Origin of the sequence: Actinosynnema pretiosum (genome assembly GCF_024171695.1) — a bacterium.
Classification (GTDB): Bacteria; Actinomycetota; Actinomycetes; order Mycobacteriales; family Pseudonocardiaceae; genus Actinosynnema; species Actinosynnema pretiosum.
This window is the reverse complement of record NZ_JAMTCF010000032.1, coordinates 26286-45658: the sequence shown is the minus strand read 5'-3', so window position 1 is coordinate 45658 and position 19373 is coordinate 26286. Positions and strand designations below refer to the sequence as shown.

The following is a 19373-nucleotide window of genomic DNA, read 5'->3' as shown; positions in this document are numbered from 1 at the left end:
TCCCCCGCACGGCTCGTTTCACGCTTCCGCGGCGCAGGCATCCTGGAGGGGTGACCCAGCTGCAGGAGGCGAGCCGAACCGCCCTCACCCGCGTCCCCCTGTCCACCGCGCCGCTGCCGCCGCTCGACACCGCCATCCCGCCGTGGCCCGGCGAGCAGGTGCAGGTCGAGGGGCACCGGCTGCACGTCCGGCGCACCCCCGGCCCCGAGGGCGCCGACACCGCCGTCTACGTGCACGGCCTCGGCGGGTCGTCGACCAACTGGACCGACCTGTCCGGGCAGCTCGCGGGCCACGTCCAGGGCCTCGCGGTCGACCTGCCCGGCTTCGGGCGCTCCGAGCCCGTCGACGGGTACACGTACAGCATCGCGGCGCACGCGCGGGCGGTCACCCGCTACCTGGAGTCGCTCGGCAGGCCCGTTCACCTGTTCGGCAACTCCATGGGCGGGGCGATCTCGCTCGTCATCGCCGCGACCCGCCCCGAACTGGTGAAGTCGCTGGTGCTCGTCTCCCCCGCCATGCCCGACCTGCGCCTGTCGACCAGCCGGATGGCCGACCCGCTCATCGCGCTGGCCTACCTTCCCCTGGTCGGGCGGACGGCGCGCAAGCGGTTGGCGCAGGTCAGCCACGAGGAGCGGGCGAGGCAGACGGTGCGGCTGTGCTTCAGCGACCCGTCGATCGTGCCGGACAACCGGATCGCCGAGAGCGGGCGCGAGGTCGCCGAGCGGGCCACCCAGGCGTGGGCGTCCGCCGCGCTCGGCCGCAGCACCACCGAGCTGGTGCGCTCGTGGCTGCTGCGCGGGCCCAGCTCGCTGTGGCTGCTGCCGCCGAAGGTGACCGCCCCCACGCTGGTCGTGTGGGGTGCGGACGACCGGCTGGTGAGCGTGCGCAAGGGGCCCCGGCTGACCAGGGCGCTGCCGCGCGGGCGGATGCTCGTGCTGCCGCGCACCGGGCACGTGGCGCAGATGGAGCGCCCCGTCCTGGTCGCCCGCGCGGTCGCCGGGCTGTGGGAGGCGGGGGACCGCTGGTGAGCGCCCGCCTCACCCTTTCCGGTCGTGGTGGGATCAACCGGGGGAGCCCGCTTGTGGCACCCTGTGCCCCGTGAACCGGACGTCAGGGGAACGGCGCGGACCGGCTCCCTCCCCAGCTCCCGCCCGGTCGTCGCTCACCGAGGACCGCTACCGCAGGGGGGCGCGCCGCACGGCGGGCGAGCCGCTCGCGGCGGCGTGGGAACCGGACGGCGCGAAGCCGCGCAAGCGCAAGCGGAGCATCAAGAACCTCATCGGCAACTACGGCTGGCGGATCTACGCCGTGCCGGTCCTGGTCGTGCTCACCGCGCTGGTCGTGCTCGACACGGCCGCCCAGGACGGTGACGGGACCACCACCGCCCAGCAGGGCGGCGGGCTCGGCCAGGAGCGCTCGGACGAGGACGCCGACCAGCCGACGGTCAACGAGACGCCGCCCGCCAACACCGCCCTGATCGACATCCCGACCGCCGTGCTGCCCGACGGCCCCTCCTACACGGAGCAGGGCGCGGGCACCTGGAAGACCGTGTCCGGTCGGACCGAGAAGGTCGGGGAGGGCGTGCTGCGCAAGTACGCCATCGAGATCGAGGACGGGATCAACCCGATCGACTACGGCGGTGACGCGGACACGTTCGCCAGGACCGTCGACGCCTACCTCGCGGACAACCGCAGCTGGGTCGGCACGGGCAGCGTGGCCATGCAGCGGGTCGACGACGGGTCCGAGGACTTCTCGGTCAGCCTGACCAGCGTGAAGACCACGCACGGGCTGTGCGGCAACCAGATCCAGTACGAGTCGTCCTGCTACAACCCGGACCGGGACAAGGTCGTCATCAACGTGTCGCGGTGGGTGCGCGGGGCGAAGGCCTTCAGCAACGACATCGCGAACTACCGGCAGTACGCCATCAACCACGAGGTCGGGCACGCGCTCGGCAAGGGGCACGAGGCGTGCAAGGACGACGGTCGGCCCGCGCCGGTGATGATGCAGCAGACGTTCGGGGTGGCCAACGACTACGTGGCCAAGCTGAACGAGGTGGACGCCAGCAACCGGGGCGCGGTGCCCGCCGACGGCAAGGTCTGCACGCCGAACGCCTTCCCGGTCGCGCCCCAGTAGGGCCCGGAAGGCCGCCGTTCCGCCCACCGCCGCCCGCCCACTGGGTGGGACGGTTTTCCACGCGGGAAGACGGTGGGGGAGTCTGGTGTTGTCCAGTGGTGCCAGGACGTGTACGTCGAGGAGGAGCAGCATGGCGCTTCCGCCGCTCGTGGAGCCCGCAGCGGAGCTGACCAAGGAAGAAGTGGCGCGGTACAGCCGCCACCTGATCATCCCCGACGTGGGCGTCGACGGTCAGAAGCGGCTGAAGAACGCGAAGGTCCTCGTGGTCGGCGCGGGTGGCCTCGGCAGCCCCGCGCTGCTCTACCTGGCCGCCGCCGGGGTCGGCACGCTCGGCGTCGTGGACTTCGACGTCGTGGACGAGTCGAACCTCCAGCGCCAGGTCATCCACGGCCAGTCCGACATCGGCAAGCCCAAGGCCGAGTCGGCGCGCGAGTCCGTCGCGGAGATCAACCCGTTCGTCAAGGTCGTGCTGCACCAGGCGCAGCTCACCTCGGAGAACGCGCTGGACGTCTTCCGGGACTACGACCTGATCCTGGACGGCACGGACAACTTCGCCACCAGGTACCTGGTCAACGACGCCGCCGTGCTGCTGGGCAAGCCGTACGTGTGGGGCTCGATCTTCCGGTTCGAGGGCCAGGTGAGCGTCTTCTGGGAGGACGCCCCGAACGGCCAGGGCCTGAACTACCGCGACCTCTACCCCGAGCCGCCGCCGCCCGGCATGGTGCCGTCGTGCGCCGAGGGCGGGGTGCTGGGCGTGCTGTGCGCGTCGATCGGCTCGATCATGGTGACCGAGGCGATCAAGCTGCTGACCGGCATCGGCGACCCGCTGCTGGGCAGGCTGATGGTGTACGACGCGCTGGAGATGTCGTACCGGACGATCCGCATCCGCAAGGACCCGGAGAGCCCGAAGATCACCGAGCTGATCGACTACGAGGCGTTCTGCGGGGTCGTCTCGGACGAGGCGCAGCAGGCCGCGGCGGGGCGCACCATCACGCCGCTGGAGCTCAAGCAGAAGCAGGACGCCGGGGACGACTTCGTGCTGATCGACGTGCGGGAGCCGCACGAGTACGAGATCGTCCGGATTCCGGGGTCGGTGCTCATCCCGAAGGACCGCATCCTGTCCGGCGAGGCGCTGGCCGAGCTGCCGCAGGACAAGCCGATCGTGCTGCACTGCAAGTCGGGCGCGCGCTCGGCGGAGGCGCTGGCGGCGCTGCACCGGGCCGGGTTCGCGGACGCCGTGCACGTGGGCGGCGGGGTGCTGGCCTGGGCGCGGCAGATCGACCAGAGCCTGCCGACGTACTGACCGGCTCGGCTGCCCCCTCGGGCGCCGACCGGGTGACGTCGACCTCCACCCCGGACCCGATCAGGGTCCGGGGCGGAGTCGTGTCCGCTGGTGGGGGTGGGGCGGTGGCTCGTTCGACGGTCACGGGATCGACTTGAGCTGTCAACTGTCAACAGTTGGCAGCTCAAGTCCGGGGTTCGGCCGCCCGTCCCACGTGGCTTCGGTCGCACCCCTGGCGCCATCGCGCGACGGGTGGTATGCACCCCGTGGAACCGCCGTTGAGCTGCGGAGACCGCGCCCGTGCGGGTCGTCCGGACCTCGTCGTGCTCGACCGCTCGGGGTGGGCGTTCACCCCGCTGCGCGGCGCTCGTCGCTGTGCGTAGGCGGTTTGACCGGTTGGAACCGCACTGGTGCGGCTTGTGACGAGATGTGCCACACCAACACGAGCCTGGCCGGGGTCCACCACACGGAGCGCTGTTGCAGGTAGCGTGCGGTTCCGTGACGCCGACCCCGGAGCCTCCCCCGTCGCACGTGCGCGCCGCGTTCGGCGCGCGGGACGTCGAGCCGGAGTTGATCGACGGCGGCCCCGCCTGGCGGTGCGGTGACGCCGCCATCCGGCCGGCGGGCAAGCCCGCCGAGGCCACCTGGGTCGCCAAGACGCTGGACGCGCTCGACGTCGACGGCCTGCGGGTGGCCAGACCGCTGCGGTCCACCGACGGGCGCTACGTCGTCGGCGGCTGGGCCGCGACCAAGTACCTCTCCGGCCGCGCCGAGCCCCGGCACGACGACGTGGTCGACGTGGCCGTGCGGCTCCACGAGGCCACGGCGGGCCTGACCAAGCCCCGCTTCCTCGACGCCAGGACCGACCTGTTCGCCCTCGCGGACCGGTGCGCGTGGGACGACGAGCGCACCGCGCTGCGGCCCGAGCTGGGCGGCAGGCTGTTCGAGCTGATGACCTCCTACCGCAAGCCGATCACGGCGAAGCCGCAGGTCGTGCACGGCGACCTGTTCGGGAACGTGCTGTTCGCGGGCGACGCCCCGCCCGCCATCATCGACTTCGCCGCCTACTGGCGCCCCGCCCCGTACGGCGCGGCCGTCGTGGTCGTGGACGCGCTCTCCTGGGGCGGCGCCGACCGGGGCCTGGTCCAGCGCTGGTCGCACCTCGAGGAGTGGCCGCAGGTCCTGCTGCGCGCGCTCCTGTTCCGCCTCGCGGTGCACGCGCTGCACCCCCAGTCCAGCGCCCGTTCGCTGGTGGGGCTGGAGCGGGCGGCGGGCACCGTGGTCGAGCTGCTCTGAGCCGTCCGGCAGGCCGGGGACCCGCCGTTCCACACCCGTCCGGTGACTCCTCACCGCGCCCGGACCGCCGCTGCGCAGGCAAGTTCGCCTGCCCGAAACACAGCACTGCGCTGAGTTAACAGCCGGTTCCTACCGTCGTCCGGGTGACCGACACCCACTGCCCGTACTGCGCGCTCCAGTGCGCGATGACGATCGTCGACGGCGAGGTGTCGCCCCGCGAGTTCCCGACCAACCGGGGCGGGCTGTGCCAGAAGGGCTGGACGTCCGCCGCGCTGCTCACCTCGCCCGCCCGGCTGACCACCCCGCTCGTGCGCGACCGGTCGCCGGACGGGTCGCGCGGCGAGCTGAGACCGGCGTCCTGGGACGAGGCGCTGGACCTCGTCGCGGACCGCCTCGCCGCGCTGCGCCGCGACCACGGGCCCGACTCGGTGGGCGTGTTCGGCGGCGGCGGGCTCACCAACGAGAAGTCGTACCTGCTCGGCAAGTTCGCCCGCGTCGCCCTCGGCACCTCGCAGATCGACTACAACGGCCGGTTCTGCATGTCCAGCGCGGCGGCGGCCGGGACGCGCGCGTTCGGGCTCGACCGGGGGATGCCGTTCCCGGTCACCGACCTGGACGACTCGGGGGCCGTCCTGCTGGCGGGCGGCAACCCGGCCGAGACCATGCCGCCGTTCGTCCAGCACCTGCGCGGCGCGGCGCTCGTCGTCGTGGACCCCCGGCGCACCGCCACCGCCGAGCTGGCCGCCGTCCACCTCGCGCCCGCGCCGGGCACCGACCTGGCCCTCGCGCTCGGCCTGCTGCACGTCGCCGTCGCCGACGGGCACCTGGACGAGACCTACGTCGCCGAGCGCACCACCGGGTTCGACGACGCCTGGCGGATCGCCGCGACCTGGTGGCCGGAGCGGGTCGAGCGGGTCACCGGGGTGCCGGTCGCCGACCAGCGCGCGGCGGTGCGGCTGCTCGCCGAGGCCGACCGCGCCCACGTGCTCACCGGGCGCGGCACCGAGCAGCACGCCAGCGGCGCGGACGCGGTGTCGGCGTGGATCAACCTCGCCCTCGCGCTCGGCCTGCCCGGCGCGCCCGGCTCCGGGTACGGCTGCCTCACCGGCCAGGGCAACGGGCAGGGCGGGCGCGAGCACGGCCAGAAGGCCGACCAGCTGCCCGGCTACCGCAAGATCACCGACCCGGCGGCGCGCGAGCACGTCCAGCGGGTGTGGGGCGTGGACGAGCTGCCGGGGCCAGGCCGGTCCGCCTACGAGCTGCTCGACGCCCTCGGCGAACCGGGCGGGCCCAAGGCGCTGCTGGTGTTCGGCAGCAACGTCGTTGTGTCCGCGCCGCGCGCCGGGCACGTCGCCGACCGGTTGGCCGCGCTCGACCTGCTCGTGGTGGCCGACCTGGTGCTGTCCGAGACGGCGGCGGTCGCGGACGTGGTGCTGCCGGTGACCCAGTGGGCCGAGGAGAGCGGCACCATGACGAACCTGGAGGGGCGGGTGCTGCTGCGGCGGCGGGCCGTGCGTCCGCCGGACGGGGTGCGCAGCGACCTGGAGGTGCTGCGCGGGCTCGCCGAGCGGCTCGGGCAGCCGGGGGAGCGGTTCCCGGTGGAGCCCGAGGTGGTGTTCGAGGAGCTGCGGCGCGCCTCCGCCGGTGGGCTCGCCGACTACTCCGGGGTGACCTACGAGCGGCTCGCGGCCGGTGAGGCGCTGCACTGGCCGGTCGTGCCGGACAGCACGCCCCGGCTGTTCCTCGACCGGTTCGCGCACCCGGACGGGCTGGCCAGGTTCGCCGCCGTCGACCACCGGGGACCGGCCGAGCCGCCGGACGCCGAGTACCCGCTGCAGGCCACCACCGGGCGGGTGCTCCAGCACTACCAGTCGGGGGCGCAGACCCGGCTCGTGGCCGAGCTGGTCGCGGCGGAGCCGGAGGCGTACGTGGAGGTGCACCCGGACACCGCAGGGCGGGCCGGGCTCGCGCACGGCGGCATGGCGGCGGTGGTGTCCCGGCGGGGGCGCGCGGTCGCGCGGGTGCGGTGCGTGGCGTCGATGCGGGTGGACCTGGTGTTCCTGCCGTTCCACTTCCCCGGCGACGGGCGCGCGAACCTGCTGACCAACCCGGCGCTGGACCCGGTCAGCCGGATGCCGGAGTTCAAGGTGTGCGCGGTTCGGTTGGAGCGGGTGTGACGTGGCAGCGGCTGCCGTGCGGGGGTTCGTCGGTGCGGCGCTCCCGGTTGGTTGGTGGGCCGGTTCTGGTGTGGGGCCTGGGGACTTCGTGTCGCGGTGGGGTGGGTTCCCACCCACTGGCGAGGGTGGGGGAGCGGGTGTGACAAGGCGATCGCTGTCGTGCGGGGTTTCGTTCGCGCCGCGCTTCCGGTTGGTTGGTGGTCGGGTTGTGGTGTGGTGCCGAGGGTTTTCGTGTCGCGGTGGGTGGTTCCCACCCGCTGGCGCGGGTGGGGGGACACCAGCATGAGGCGCGTTGTCGTTGTGGGACATGGCATGGCGGGCGCCAGGTTCGCCGAGGAGGTGCTGCGGCGCGACCCCGGCGGGGAGCGGGTCGGGCTCACCCTGCTCGGCGCGGAGAGCCACCCCGCGTACAACCGGGTGCTGCTCTCCAGCGTCGTCGCCGGGTCGCTGCCGCCGGGGTCGGTGCGGTTGCACGCACCCGACTGGGCGGAGAGGTCCGGGGTGGACCTGCGGCTGGGCGCGTCGGTCGGCAAGGTCGACCGGGTGCGGCGGGTCGTGCAGGTGGACGACGACGAGGTGCCCTACGACGCGCTCGTGCTCGCCACCGGCGCCCGGCCGTGGCTGCCGCCGGTGCCCGGACTGGTCGGGGTGGACGGGGTGCTCGCGCCCGGCGCGGTCGCGTTCCGGACCCTGGACGACTGCGCCGCCATCACCTCGGCGGCCCGGCCCGGCGCGCCCGTCGTGGTGCTCGGCGGCGGGCTGCTCGGGCTGGAGGCCGCGCGCGGGCTGGCGGCGCGCGGGTGCCTGGTCACCGTCGTGCACCACCGGGCGCACCTGATGGAGCGGCAGCTCGACGCGGGCGCCGGGCGGGTGCTCGCCAGGGCGCTCACCGGGCTGGGGGTGGAGTTCCGGCTCGGCGCGGTCGCCGAGCGGTACGAGCCCGGCGAAGGGCTGCGGCTGGCGGACGGGACGCGGCTGGCCGCCGACCTGCTCGTGGTGGCGGCGGGCGTGCGGCCCTCGGTGGAGCTGGCCGCGCAGGCCGGGATCGCCGTCGACCGGGGCGTGCTGGTGGACGACGCGCTGCGCACCGACGACCCGAGGGTGCACGCCATCGGCGACTGCGCCCAGCACGAGGGCGCCCCGACCGGGCTGGTGCAGCCCGCGTGGGAGCAGGCCGCCGTGCTCGCCGACCGGCTCACCGGGACCGACCCGGCCGCCCGGTACCGGGGCGGCGGCGCGGTCACCCGGCTCAAGGCGCGGGACGTCGACCTGGTGGCGCTGGGCGAGGTGCACGTGGACGTGGACGACGAGCGGGCCGAGGTGCTGGCGCTGGCTGACCCGGCGCGCGGGCGGTACGCGAAGCTCGTGCTGCGCGACGAGCGGGTTGCCGGGGCGATCCTGCTGGGCGTCCCGGACGCGGCTGCTGCGGTGACCCAGCTGTACGACCGGGGGCTGCCCGCGCCCTCGGACCGGCTCGGGCTGCTGCTGGGGCGCGCGCTGCCCGCCGGGGCCACCGCCGAGGCCAGTCCGGCCGACCTGCCCGCCGGTGCGGTGGTGTGCCGGTGCAACACGGTCAGCAAGGGGCAGCTGGTGAACGCCTGGCGGGCCGGTGCGCGCTCGGTGCCGGGGCTGGTGGAGGCGACCCGCGCGAGCACCGGGTGCGGCGGGTGCCGGGACGCGGTGTGCGGGATCGCGGAGTGGTTGGCCGCCGCAGAGTGAGCGCGGGGTCGTCCGGCGCTGCCCGGTGACCCCCGCGCTCTTCCCTCACAACCCCCCATCACCGGCTGTGCGGGGGAATTGCCCGGCACGACACGCGATCGCACGCCGGGGTAACCGCGGCTCCTTAGGTTGCCCCCCAAGCGATCGGCGGTTCTGGAGGTCTCGATGAGCACGGTGCGGGCGGATCGGGTCGCGGTCGCGCGGAGCGGGCGCGGTGGGCGGTGGATCGACCGGTGGGAGCCCGAGGACCCGGAGTTCTGGGCGCGCGATGGCAGGAGGGTCGCGCGCAAGAACCTGGTGTTCTCCATCCTCGCGGAGAACCTCGGCTTCACGGTGTGGAGCCTGATGAGCATCGTCGTGGTCAGCCTCGGCCAGGTCGGGTTCGCGTTCTCGGTGGGGCAGACCTTCTGGCTGCTGATCGTGCCCAACCTGGTGGGCGCGGTGCTGCGGGTGCCCTACACGTTCGCGGTGCCGCGCTTCGGCGGTCGGGCGTGGACGGCGTTCAGCGCGGGGATGCTGCTGATCCCGTGCGCGATGCTGGCCCACGCGGTCAGCACGCCGGGGACGCCGTACTGGTTCTTCCTGCTCACCGCCGCGACGACCGGGTTCGGCGGCGGGAACTTCTCCTCGTCGATGGCGAACATCTCGTTCTTCTACCCGGAGGGCAGGAAGGGCCTCGCGCTCGGCCTGAACGCGGCGGGCGGCAACCTCGGCGTGGCGATGGTGCAGCTGGTCGTGCCGATCGTGATCACCTGGGGCACCGGGCTGAACCTGGCCTACGCGGCGCTGGTGTGGATGCCGTTCGTGGTCGTGTCCACGGCCTGCGCGTGGCTGTTCATGGACAGCCTCACCGAGGCCAAGCCGGACGGCACCTCCTACCGGCTGGCGCTGACCAACCGGCACACCTGGGTCATGTCGCTGCTCTACATCGGCACGTTCGGCTCGTTCATCGGCTTCTCGTTCGCCTTCCCGTCGCTGATCAAGATCAGCTTCGTCGAGCAGAAGGGCTTCGTGGCGCTGGCGTTCCTCGGCGCGCTCATCGGCTCGGTGACCCGGCCGCTCGGCGGCTGGCTGGCGGACCGGCTCGGCGGCGCGCGGGTCACCGTCGGCGTGTTCACCGGGCTCGCGCTGGGGTGCGTCGGCGTGCTGGTGAGCGTGGAGGCGGGCAGCTTCCCGCTGTTCTTCGGCTCGTTCATCGCGCTGTTCGTGCTGACCGGCCTGGGGAACGGCTCGACCTACCGGATGATCCCGGCGATCTTCGCGACGCAGGTCGCGGACACCGCGTCGGCCAAGCGGCAGGCCGCCGCCGTGGTCGGCATCGCGGGCGCGGTGGGGGCGTTCGGCGGGGTGCTGGTCAACCTGGTGCTCAAGTTCTCCCTGGAGGGCGGCCAGACCATCGCGCCCGCGCTGACGGCGTTCCTCGGGTTCTACGCGCTGTGCGTGGTCACCACGTGGTGGTTCTACCTGCGCCGCGCCTCGTTCGGCCGGGCGCCCAGCCTGGCGCACGCGGGGATCTGAGCCGCGCGTCCGAATTGATCAAGAACGTGTGAGCACGGCCACAAAAAAGACCCCCGGAGGGGTGAGGAGCGGTCCGGTCCCGCAGCGTCGCGGAACCGCTGACCGCGCAGGTCGGCCGTTGAATTCCGGGGTTTTCCGGAATGGTCGGAACCATTGGAAAACGAACGTTCGTACGGCAGAAACGCCCGACCGCGTGGTAAGGCCGACAAGCCGCCCACCGGAAGCGCGGACCCCGCGCACAAGCCCCTGACGTGCGGCGTGAGCGTGCTTTAACGCTCGCGAAACTCGCACGTCTTTCCAGCGATACCGTTCCCGGTAAGCATTTCTCCGGGTCGGAGGAGGTTGGTTTCGATGACGCGGACGCTTCTGGTCGTCGGTCACGGCATGGTCGGGCACCGCCTGGTCCAGGCGGTGCGGGAGAGGGACGTCGACGGGACCTGGCGCGTGGTGGTCCTGGCCGAGGAGCCCAGGGCCGCGTACGACCGGGTCGCGCTCTCCAGCTACGTCGACACCTGGGACGCGACGACCCTCGCGCTGGAGCCGCACGACGACGCGGTGGAGCTGCGCCTCGGCGAGTCGGTCACCGAGGTCGACCGCGCGGCCAAGCGCGTGCGCACCTCCGCCGGGGCCGAGCTGGCCTACGACGCGCTCGTGCTGGCCACCGGCTCCAGCGCGTTCGTGCCGCCGGTCCCCGGCCGCGACCTGCCCGGCTGCCACGTCTACCGCACCATCGACGACCTGGACGCGATCCGGGCGACCGTCGAGGCAGCGAAACGCCGGGGCGCGGGGCACCGGGGCGTCGGCCGCCGCGCGGGCATGGTCCTCGGCGGCGGGCTGCTCGGCCTGGAGGCCGCGAACGCCCTGCGCGGCATGGGGATCTCCCCGCACGTGGTCGAGCTGGGCCCGCGCCTGATGCCGATCCAGGTCGACGAGGGCGGCGGCGCGCTGCTCAAGCGCATGGTCGAGAAGCTCGGCCTGACCGTCCACACCGGGGTCTCGGCCGCAGCCGTCACCCGCGACGGCGACCGGCTCGCCGCCACCCTGTCCGACGGCCGCGAGCTGGACCTGGACGTCGTGGTGTTCTCGGCGGGCATCCGGCCCCGCGACGAGCTGGCCCGCGCGGCCGGGCTCGACGTCGGCCCGCGCGGCGGCGTCGTCGTGGACGGCGGCTGCCGCACCTCCGACCCGGACGTGTACGCCATCGGCGAGTGCGCGCTCGTCGGCGGCGCGGTGTACGGGCTGGTCGCGCCCGGCTACGCGATGGCCGAGGTGGTCGCGGACCGGCTGCTCGGCGGGGCGGCGGAGTTCCCCGGCGCGGACACCTCCACCAAGCTCAAGCTGCTCGGCGTCGACGTCGCCTCGTTCGGCGACGCGCACGCGACCGCGCCCGGCGCGCTGGAGGTCGTGGTCAACGACGCCGTGGCGGGCACGTACGCCAAGGTCGTCGTCTCCGACGACGCCAAGACCCTCCTCGGCGGCGTGCTCGTCGGCGACGCCTCCAGGTACGCGGCGCTGCGCCCGCTCGTCGGCCGCCCGGTGCCCGGCGACCCGGTGTCCCTCATCGGCGCGGCGGCGGTCGAGCTGGCGCTGCCCGCGGACGCGCAGGTGTGCTCCTGCCACGCGGTCACCAAGCAGCAGATCACCGACGTGATCACCAGCGGTCAGGCCGTGGACGTGCCGGGCATCAAGGCCTGCACCAAGGCGGGCACCGGCTGCGGCTCGTGCGTGCCGATGCTGAAGAAGTTGTTGGCGGAGTGCGGGGTCGAGCAGTCCCGCGCGCTGTGCGAGCACTTCCCGCAGTCCCGCGCCGAGCTGTTCGAGATCGTCCGCTCCACCGGGATCGGGACGTTCAGCGAGCTGGTCGCCAGGTACGGCAGCGGGCGGGGGTGCGACCTGTGCAAGCCCGCCGTCGCCTCGATCCTGGCCTCGCTGGAGAACGGGCACATCCTGGGCGGCGAGCAGGTCACGCTCCAGGACACCAACGACCGGTTCCTGGCGAACATCCAGCGCAACGGCACCTACTCGGTGGTGCCGCGCATCCCCGGCGGCGAGATCACGCCGGAGAAGCTGATCGTGATCGGCGAGGTGGCGCGGGACTACGGGCTCTACACGAAGATCACCGGCGGGCAGCGGATCGACCTGTTCGGGGCGACCGTGGACCAGCTGCCGCACATCTGGCGGCGGTTGGTGGACGCGGGGTTCGAGTCCGGGCACGCCTACGGGAAGTCGCTGCGCACGGTGAAGTCCTGCGTCGGGTCGACCTGGTGCCGCTTCGGCGTGCAGGACTCGGTGGGGCTCGCGATCGAGCTGGAGCTGCGCTACCGGGGGCTGCGGTCGCCGCACAAGTTCAAGTCGGCGGTGTCGGGGTGCGCGCGCGAGTGCGCGGAGGCGCGCGGCAAGGACTTCGGGGTCATCGCGACGGAGAACGGGTGGAACCTGTACGTCGGCGGCAACGGCGGGTTCACGCCCCGGCACGCCGAGCTCCTAGTGTCCGACGTGGACACGGAGACGTTGATCAAGATCATCGACCGGTTCCTGGTGTTCTACATCCGCACCGCCGACAAGCTCCAGCGCACGGCGCCGTGGATCGAGTCCATGGAGGGCGGGCTCGACCACCTGCGCGACGTGATCGTGCACGACAGCCTCGGCATCTGCGCTGACCTGGAAGCCGCGATGGCCAAGCACGTCGACTCCTACGCCGACGAGTGGCGGGGAGTGCTCGACGACCCGGAGAAGCTGGCGCGGTTCACGTCGTTCGTGAACGCGCCGGGAGCGCCCGACCCCACGATCTCCTTCCGCGAGGAGCGGGGCCAGCGCGTGCCGGTCGTGCTCGGAATCCCTGAGGTGGCCCGATGACAGGAGTGTGCCCCATGACTCCAGTGTGCGAGCTGAGCGCGCTGCAGCCCGAGCGCGGCGTCGCCGCCCTGCTGCCCGACGGGACGCAGGTGGCGCTGTTCCTCACCAGCGACGGGGAGCTGCACGCGCTCGGCAACGTCGACCCGTTCAGCGGCGCGGCCGTGCTCTCGCGCGGCATCGTCGGGGACCGGGGCGGGGTGCCCGTGGTGATCTCGCCGCTGTACAAGCAGGCGTTCGAGCTGAGCACCGGGAAGTGCTTGGACGACCCGTCGGTGCTGGTGGCGTCGTACCCGGTCAGCGTGGTGGACGGCGTCGTGCGGGTGGGCGCGCCGTGACCGGGGGCGAGGGCGTCGGGGGCGGGGGGGCTGGGGCTGCGGGTGGTGGGGCTGGGGGTGGGGTCGGTCCGCTCGCGGGGTTCACCGTGGGGGTCACGGCCGCTCGGCGCGCGGAGGAGCTGGTGGCGCTGCTGGAGCGCAAGGGCGCCGCGGTGCTGCACGGGCCGGCGATCCGGATCGTGCCGCTGCACGACGACGCGAAGTTGTTGGAGGCCACGGAGCTGGTGCTCGCCCGGCCGGTCGACGCGGTGGTGGCGACCACCGGGATCGGGTTCCGGGGGTGGGTCGAGGCTGCCGAGGGGTGGGGGCTCGGGGCTCGGTTGCTGGCGGCGCTCGGGGACGGGTTGCTGCTGGCGCGCGGGCCGAAGGCCCGGGGCGCGGTGCGGGCCGCCGGGTTGGTGGAGGACTGGTCGCCGTCGAGCGAGTCCAACGCGGAGCTGCTGGAGCACCTGCTGGGGTTGGGGGTGGCGGGGAAGCGGATCGCGGTGCAGTTGCACGGGATTCCGCTGCCGGAGTTCACCGGGGCGCTGCGGGACGCCGGGGCGGAGGTGGTCGAGGTGCCGGTGTACCGGTGGACCGGGCCCGCTGATCCCGGACCGCTGGAGCGGTTGTTGGAGGGGGTGCTGTCGGGGCAGGTGGACGCGATGACGTTCACGTCGGCCCCGGCGGCGGCGTCGGTGTTGGACGTGGCTCGGCAGATGGGGCGGTACGAGGAGGTGCTCGCGGCGTTGCGGCGGGTGCTGGTGGTGTGCGTGGGGGCGATCGCGGCCGGGCCGCTGGTGGCGGTGGGGATTCCCGTTGTGCAGCCGGGGCGGGCGCGGATGGGGGCGTTGGCTCGGGAGGTCGTGGTGGAGCTGCCTGCTCGGGCGGTTCGGGTTCCCGTGGAGGGGCGGGAGATCGAGCTGCGGGGGCAGGGGGTGCTGGTGGACGGGGAGTTGCGGCCTGTCGCGCCTGCGCCGATGGCGGTGCTGCGGGCGTTGGTGGAGGCGCGGGGGCGGGTGGTGTCGCGGCGGGAGTTGTTGGCGGCGTTGCCAGGGGGTGGGGAGGAGCACGCGGTGGAGACGGCGGTGGGGCGGTTGCGGACTGCGTTGGGCGATCCGGGGGTGGTGGCCACCGTGGTGAAGCGGGGGTACCGGTTGGCGGTGGAGCCTTCGCGGTTCGAGTGCGGTGGGGTGGCGGTGTGAGCGGCGTGAGCGGTGTGAGCGGCGCGGGTGGAGCGGGCGACGTGCTGGTTCTGGTGGCGCACGGGACTCGGCATCCGGGTGGGGGTGTGGTCGTCGAGGAGATCGCGCGGTTGGTGCGGGAGCGGGGTGGGGTCGACGTTCGGGTCGCGTACGCGGATGTGCGGCAGCCTGATGTGACCGCGGTGCTGCGGGAGGTTCGGGGGGCGGCGGTGGTGGTGCCCGCGTTCTTGGCGGCGGGGTACCACGTGCGGGTTGACGTGCCTGCGCAGGTCGTGGCGTCCGGGCACCGGGATGTGGTGATCACGGAGCCGATCGGGGCGGCGGTGGTGCCTGCGGTGGTGGAGCGGTTGCGGGAAGCCGGGTGGCGGGAGGGGGACCCGGTTGTGCTCGGGGCGGCTGGGTCTTCGGACGCTCGGGCGTTGGGGGAGGTTCGGGAGGTCGCGGAGGTGCTGGCGCGGCGGGTTGGGGGGCCGGTTCGGGTGGGGTATGCGGCTACTGCTTCGCCTCGGATTGGGGATGTGGTGGCTGAGGTCGCGGCTGGTGCTGGTGGTAGCGGTGGGCGGGTTGCGGTGGCGTCGTGGTTGTTGGCGCCTGGGGTTTTCCACCGGGGGATGCGGGAGTGTGGCGCCGAGGTCGTGTCTGAGCCGATCGGGGCGCATGAGCGGGTGGTTGAGGCGGTTTTGTTGAGGTATTACCAGGGACGTTGTTCGCGTTGGGCGGCTTGAGGAGCGGCGGCGGACGGGGCTCCTCCCTCCCCCGCGTGCCTCAGGTGCCGCAGTGCGGCGTACCGGTGGGGCAAGTGGGCGCGGGGACGTCCCTAGAGCGCTGGAGGACCTAGTTCAGCGCCTTCAGGAGGGTCTTCAGCGTCTCTCCGTTGAGGGAGAACGGGAAGCTGCCGGTGTTGGAGACCGTGGCGGTCTCGACGACCGTTCCATGACCGAGCTGGAACCAGCGGTAGTCCCAACTGGTGTTCGCCCTGATGTAGGAGGCGTCGCCGGACGGCTTGTCCTTGTGCAGCGGCGTGATCATCAGCGCGTCCTTGCCGTCGGCCTTCAGGTTCGTCTTGAGGACCACGTGCTTCTGGTGCTTGAACATCACGGTCATCCCAGGGGTGTACTTCGCCATGCTGTGGATCTGCTCCTTCGGCTGAGTTGAGAGCTGTCCAACATAGAGACTCGGCGAGGAGCGTCGCCGGCGAATATTTCTGGTGATCTTCGCTGCTTGGCGAGTTGCAAGATCAAGAGCTGAAGGGCTCGCCTCGCCGGCGGGGCAGGCCTCCAAAAACGAGAGGGACGGGCTCTGCCGGCCGGTGGCCGTTTTGTTGGTGGTCCGGTTTACGGCGAAGGACTGCGGTGGGTGGGGTCCCTCGTCTCCGTTTGGCCTCCTTTCAGGCAAGCACAGGCGTCAAGACGCCGTTTGACTCGTGTGGTCTGCCGGGCGGTGCGGCGGCGTCTTGACACCTGCGCTCGGGCTTCGCCAGGCCAAACGGAGACGAGGGACGCGCGGAACGGGGTGCTGCGGGCTCGCTGCGCTCGCCCTGCAGCCCGCGAGGCGCCTACGTCGACCGGCCCGGCTTGCGTGCGCCTTCTACCTGGCGTGCTTCTTCAGGCTCACTCGCCTTCGGTTTTGCACGCGCCCCCATCTACTCCTGCCTTCCCGAGCGGTCCTCCCCCTTGCCTTCTGCTTTGCGTGTGCTGTCATCAAAGTTCACCAGTTTGGGGACAAATTGTTCGCTCGCCGTGCGTCGCTGCTGGTCAGCGGATTGCTGTCAACTGTTGGCAGTCAACAGTTGGCAGTTTGGTGAGCGTTCGTCCCGTCCGGTCGCCCCTCCGGTCAGGGGGGGTGGGCCTGACCCCGGTCCGGTTAGGGCGTGACCCCGTTCCGAGGGATCAGCGCGGGCAGTGGTGTGGGCAGTGGGGTGGTGCTGCGGCGGATCAGTAGGTAGGCGTAGAGGCCTCCCGCCAGGCCGCTCAGGCAGACCAGCATTCCGCTCAGGCGGCCCGCCAACGGCACGGTGTCGTCCGGCACGGTGCTCGCCGACTGGAGCAGGGTGTCCGCCGTCGCGCCCGCCCGCACGATCACGCGCACGACCTCGTTCTCGCTGTGGCCGCAGCCGTCCAGCTTGGCCTCGTGGCGGGTGCCGTCCAGGTCGTAGGCGACTCGGTCGAAGGCCTCCGGGCCGCTGCACGGGGCCGGGGTGGTCACGGTGGCCTCGGTCAGCGCGCCCTCCGCTGTGCCTTCCGGCCAGGACAGGGCGACCACCACCGCTATCGCGGCGAGGCCGACGACGAGGAGCACGAGCGCCCACCGGACGGGGTTGAGCCGAAGCGCCACGGGTGGATGTTGGCAGACGGCGTGTCGGGTTGTCGTGGGGGCTCGGGTGTGCAGCTGAGCGTGGGCTGAAGGTCGGCGGACGCGGGAGGGCGATCGGTCGCAGAATGGGACCGTGCCAACTGCTGCCAGGGTGCTGGTGATCGAGGACGCGGAGGCTATCGGGGCCGCGGTGGGCTCGGCCCTGCGCGAGCAGGGTTACCAGGTGCGGGTTCGGCCCGACGGGCGTGATCTGGAAGGGGAGTTGACGCGGTTCCGGCCTGACCTCGTCGTGCTGGACGTGATGCTTCCAGGGCGTGACGGGTTCGCGCTGCTGGAGGTGATCCGGCGGGGGAGCGGGGCCGGTGTGGTGATGCTCACTGCTCGGGACGGGGTGCAGGACCGGCTGCGCGGGCTGGACCGGGGGGCCGACGACTACGTGACCAAGCCGTTCGTGCTCGCCGAGGTCGTGGCTCGGGTGAGCGCGGTGCTGCGGCGGCTGGGGCGCACGCCGTCGACGGTGCAGATCGGGGATCTGGTCGTCGACGCGGACTCGGCCGTGGTCGTGCGGGGGAACGCGCAGGTCGAGCTGACGGCCACCGAGCTGCGGCTGCTGCGGTACCTGGCGGCGCAGCGGGGGCGGGTCGTCGGCAAGACGCAGATCCTCACGGCGGTGTGGGGGTACGAGGACTACGACCCGAACCTGGTCGAGGTGCACGTCAGCGCCCTGCGCCGGAAGCTGGAGGAGCACGGGCCCCGGCTGCTGCACACCGTCCGGGGACTGGGGTACGTGCTGCGCGCGGAGGACTCGTGAGCCTGCGCACGGTCTCGCTGCGGCGCCGGGTCACGGTGTCGTCGGCGGCGGTGCTGGCGGTGGTCGTGCTCGGGCTGGTGCTGCTGGTGGACTCGCAGTTCGAGGCCCAGTCGCGGCGGGACATGGACGCGGTGCTCCAGGACAAGGCGCGCGCGGCGCAGCAGTTCGTGAAGCAGCGGGTGCGGGGCGCGGAGCTGGTGAACCGGCTGGAGAACCGGGGCGTCCGGGTGCTGGTGGAGCTGCCGACCGGGCTGAAGTTCGGGCAGGAGCCCAGCGGGGACGTGCGGCGGGAGGTGACCCGGAACCTCGCGGACGGGTCCACGGTGACGCTGTACGCGGACACGAGCGTGCTGTCTGCGGCGCAGTCGCGGCTGCGGAGCGTGCTGGTGACGGGTGGGCTCGCGGCCATCGGCGGGGCGGTGGTGGCGCTGGTGTGGGTGGTGCGCCGGGCGCTGGCGCCGCTGGACGCGATGACGACGCTGGCCCGCTCGATCGCGGCCGGGCGGCGCGGGCACCGGCTCAACCCGTCGCGGGTGGAGAACGAGCTGGGGCGGGCTGCGGCGGCGTTCGACGACATGCTCGACTCGCTGGAGGGGTCGGAGCAGCGGACCAAGCGGTTCGTGGCGGACGCGGCGCACGAGCTGCGCACCCCGATCGCCGGGGTGCAGGCGGTGGCCGAGGCGCTGGTGCAGAGCTCGTCGGCGGAGGAGCGGGAGCAGTTCAACCTGCTGCTGGTGCGGGAGGCGCGGCGGGCCGGGCGGCTGGTGGACGATTTGTTGCAGCTGGCGCGGATAGACGCGGGGCTGGAGCTGCAGGTGGGGTCGGTGGACCTGCTCGGGCTGGCCGAGGCGGAGGTGGCGCGGAGCCGGTTGCTGGCGCCGGATCTGGACGTCGAGGCCGAGGGCGAGCGGGTCGTGGTGGTGGCGGACGCGGAGCGGTTGGCGCAGGTGCTGGTGAATTTGGTGGACAACGCGCGGCAGGCCACCGGGCCGGAGGGCGTGGTGCGGCTGCGGGTGTGGCGGGCCGGGGACCGGGCCTGGTTGACGGTGTCGGACAACGGGCCGGGCGTGCCGCTGCTGGAGCGGGAGCGGATCTTCGACCGGCTGGTGCGGCTCGACGAGTCGCGGGACCGGCGGCGGGGCGGGTCGGGGTTGGGGTTGTCGATCGCGCGGGGCGTGGTGCGGGCGCACGGGGGCGAACTGACCTGCCTGGCGCCGCAGATGGGGCGACCCGGGGCGACGTTCCGGGTGGTGCTGCCGATCGGGGCTGAGGCGGGGGAGGGGGAGGGGCGCGAGGACGGGGACGAGCCGTCCGCCGAGGCGGGCGCGGGTGATCCTGCGGTGGTGGCGGGTCCCGCAGGGCCGGAGCGCTTGGACGAGGACCGGGCTTAACACCCGGTCAGGACTCGTGGGCGTCTTCCCCGGCTGCGGCGCGCTCGGCGTTCTCACGGCGGGCCCGGACCTCGTCCCTGGCGGCCTGCTTGGCCGCCATCTCAGCCACCATGCCGTCGTCGGCGTACATGGGGCCGAGGGTCAGGACGTACATGGCCACGTAGAAGATCACGTCGTCGTTCACCGCGAACGCGGTGGCGCGCATGCTCGGGATCACCAGACCGAGCACCACGAGACCGACCAGCCCGGCCACGATGATCACGTGGTGGCCCTTCGGCGGGCGCGGGGCGTCGGTGGCTAACTCCCGGTCCTGCTGCGGTTCCTCGCTCATGCCGACCGGGCTACCCGGTGGGAGTGA

General features: G+C 73.0%; 16 protein-coding genes. 13 read left to right on the top strand and 3 right to left on the bottom strand.

Going from position 1 to position 19373, the window contains the following annotated elements:
- Positions 1–50 precede the first annotated feature (50 nt).
- From LV78_RS38905 to LV78_RS38855, 11 genes are all read left to right on the top strand, one after another.
- Positions 51–1028: an alpha/beta fold hydrolase gene (locus LV78_RS38905; RefSeq protein ID WP_253851203.1), complete on the top strand. Its 978-nt coding sequence runs from the start codon at positions 51–53 to the stop codon at positions 1026–1028.
- A gap of 70 nt (positions 1029–1098) precedes the next feature.
- Complete coding sequence (locus LV78_RS41915) at positions 1099–2133, top strand: DUF3152 domain-containing protein (RefSeq protein WP_253851202.1); 1035 nt, start codon at positions 1099–1101, stop codon at positions 2131–2133.
- 130 nt (positions 2134–2263) lie between these two features.
- The gene (gene moeZ / locus LV78_RS38895) at positions 2264–3436 is read left to right on the top strand and encodes an adenylyltransferase/sulfurtransferase MoeZ (protein ID WP_253851201.1); all 1173 of its coding nucleotides are present in this window, start codon (positions 2264–2266) and stop codon (positions 3434–3436) included.
- Between the two features lie 477 nt (positions 3437–3913).
- A complete protein-coding gene (locus LV78_RS38890; RefSeq protein WP_253851200.1) occupies positions 3914–4711 on the top strand; it encodes a TIGR02569 family protein in 798 nt (265 codons plus the stop codon).
- A 143-nt stretch (positions 4712–4854) separates the two neighbouring features.
- Positions 4855–6888 carry a molybdopterin oxidoreductase family protein gene (locus tag LV78_RS38885; protein WP_344621322.1) on the top strand — a complete coding sequence of 678 codons (2034 nt, stop codon included), beginning with the start codon at positions 4855–4857 and terminating at the stop codon, positions 6886–6888.
- Positions 6889–7170: 282 nt separating this feature from the next.
- Positions 7171–8607 carry an FAD-dependent oxidoreductase gene (locus LV78_RS38880; RefSeq protein ID WP_253851199.1) on the top strand — a complete coding sequence of 479 codons (1437 nt, stop codon included), beginning with the start codon at positions 7171–7173 and terminating at the stop codon, positions 8605–8607.
- Positions 8608–8772: 165 nt separating this feature from the next.
- The gene (locus LV78_RS38875) at positions 8773–10125 is read left to right on the top strand and encodes an MFS transporter (RefSeq protein ID WP_253851198.1); all 1353 of its coding nucleotides are present in this window, start codon (positions 8773–8775) and stop codon (positions 10123–10125) included.
- Between the two features lie 351 nt (positions 10126–10476).
- Positions 10477–12981: a nitrite reductase large subunit NirB gene (gene nirB, locus LV78_RS38870; RefSeq protein ID WP_253851197.1), complete on the top strand. Its 2505-nt coding sequence runs from the start codon at positions 10477–10479 to the stop codon at positions 12979–12981.
- A gap of 14 nt (positions 12982–12995) precedes the next feature.
- A complete protein-coding gene (gene nirD / locus LV78_RS38865) occupies positions 12996–13316 on the top strand; it encodes a nitrite reductase small subunit NirD (RefSeq protein ID WP_308208809.1) in 321 nt (106 codons plus the stop codon).
- Complete coding sequence (locus LV78_RS38860) at positions 13313–14500, top strand: uroporphyrinogen-III synthase (RefSeq protein ID WP_372495049.1); 1188 nt, start codon at positions 13313–13315, stop codon at positions 14498–14500. Before nirD ends, LV78_RS38860 begins: the two co-directional genes overlap by 4 nt.
- Entirely contained in the window at positions 14479–15225 is a 747-nt protein-coding gene (locus tag LV78_RS38855; protein WP_372495047.1) for a sirohydrochlorin chelatase, read from the top strand. Before LV78_RS38860 ends, LV78_RS38855 begins: the two co-directional genes overlap by 22 nt.
- A 109-nt stretch (positions 15226–15334) precedes the next feature.
- On the opposite strand, the gene LV78_RS38850 is transcribed toward LV78_RS38855, so the two are convergent.
- Positions 15335–15625 (bottom strand): hypothetical protein, encoded by a 291-nt coding sequence (locus LV78_RS38850; protein WP_253851193.1) that lies wholly within the window; start codon positions 15623–15625, stop codon positions 15335–15337.
- Between the two features lie 738 nt (positions 15626–16363).
- Positions 16364–16834 carry a hypothetical protein gene (locus LV78_RS38845; RefSeq protein WP_253851192.1) on the bottom strand — a complete coding sequence of 157 codons (471 nt, stop codon included), beginning with the start codon at positions 16832–16834 and terminating at the stop codon, positions 16364–16366.
- A gap of 112 nt (positions 16835–16946) precedes the next feature.
- On the opposite strand from LV78_RS38845, the gene LV78_RS38840 reads away from it, so the two are divergent.
- Both LV78_RS38840 and LV78_RS38835 read left to right on the top strand, forming a co-directional pair.
- Positions 16947–17624, top strand: coding sequence for a response regulator transcription factor (locus LV78_RS38840; protein ID WP_096491580.1), 678 nt, complete (start codon positions 16947–16949; stop codon positions 17622–17624).
- Positions 17621–19015, top strand: a complete 1395-nt coding sequence (locus LV78_RS38835) for a sensor histidine kinase (RefSeq protein ID WP_253851191.1) — start codon at positions 17621–17623, stop codon at positions 19013–19015. Before LV78_RS38840 ends, LV78_RS38835 begins: the two co-directional genes overlap by 4 nt.
- Before the next feature lie 7 nt (positions 19016–19022).
- On the opposite strand, the gene LV78_RS38830 is transcribed toward LV78_RS38835, so the two are convergent.
- Complete coding sequence (locus LV78_RS38830) at positions 19023–19346, bottom strand: hypothetical protein (RefSeq protein ID WP_253851190.1); 324 nt, start codon at positions 19344–19346, stop codon at positions 19023–19025.
- Between the last annotated feature and the right edge of the window lie 27 nt (positions 19347–19373).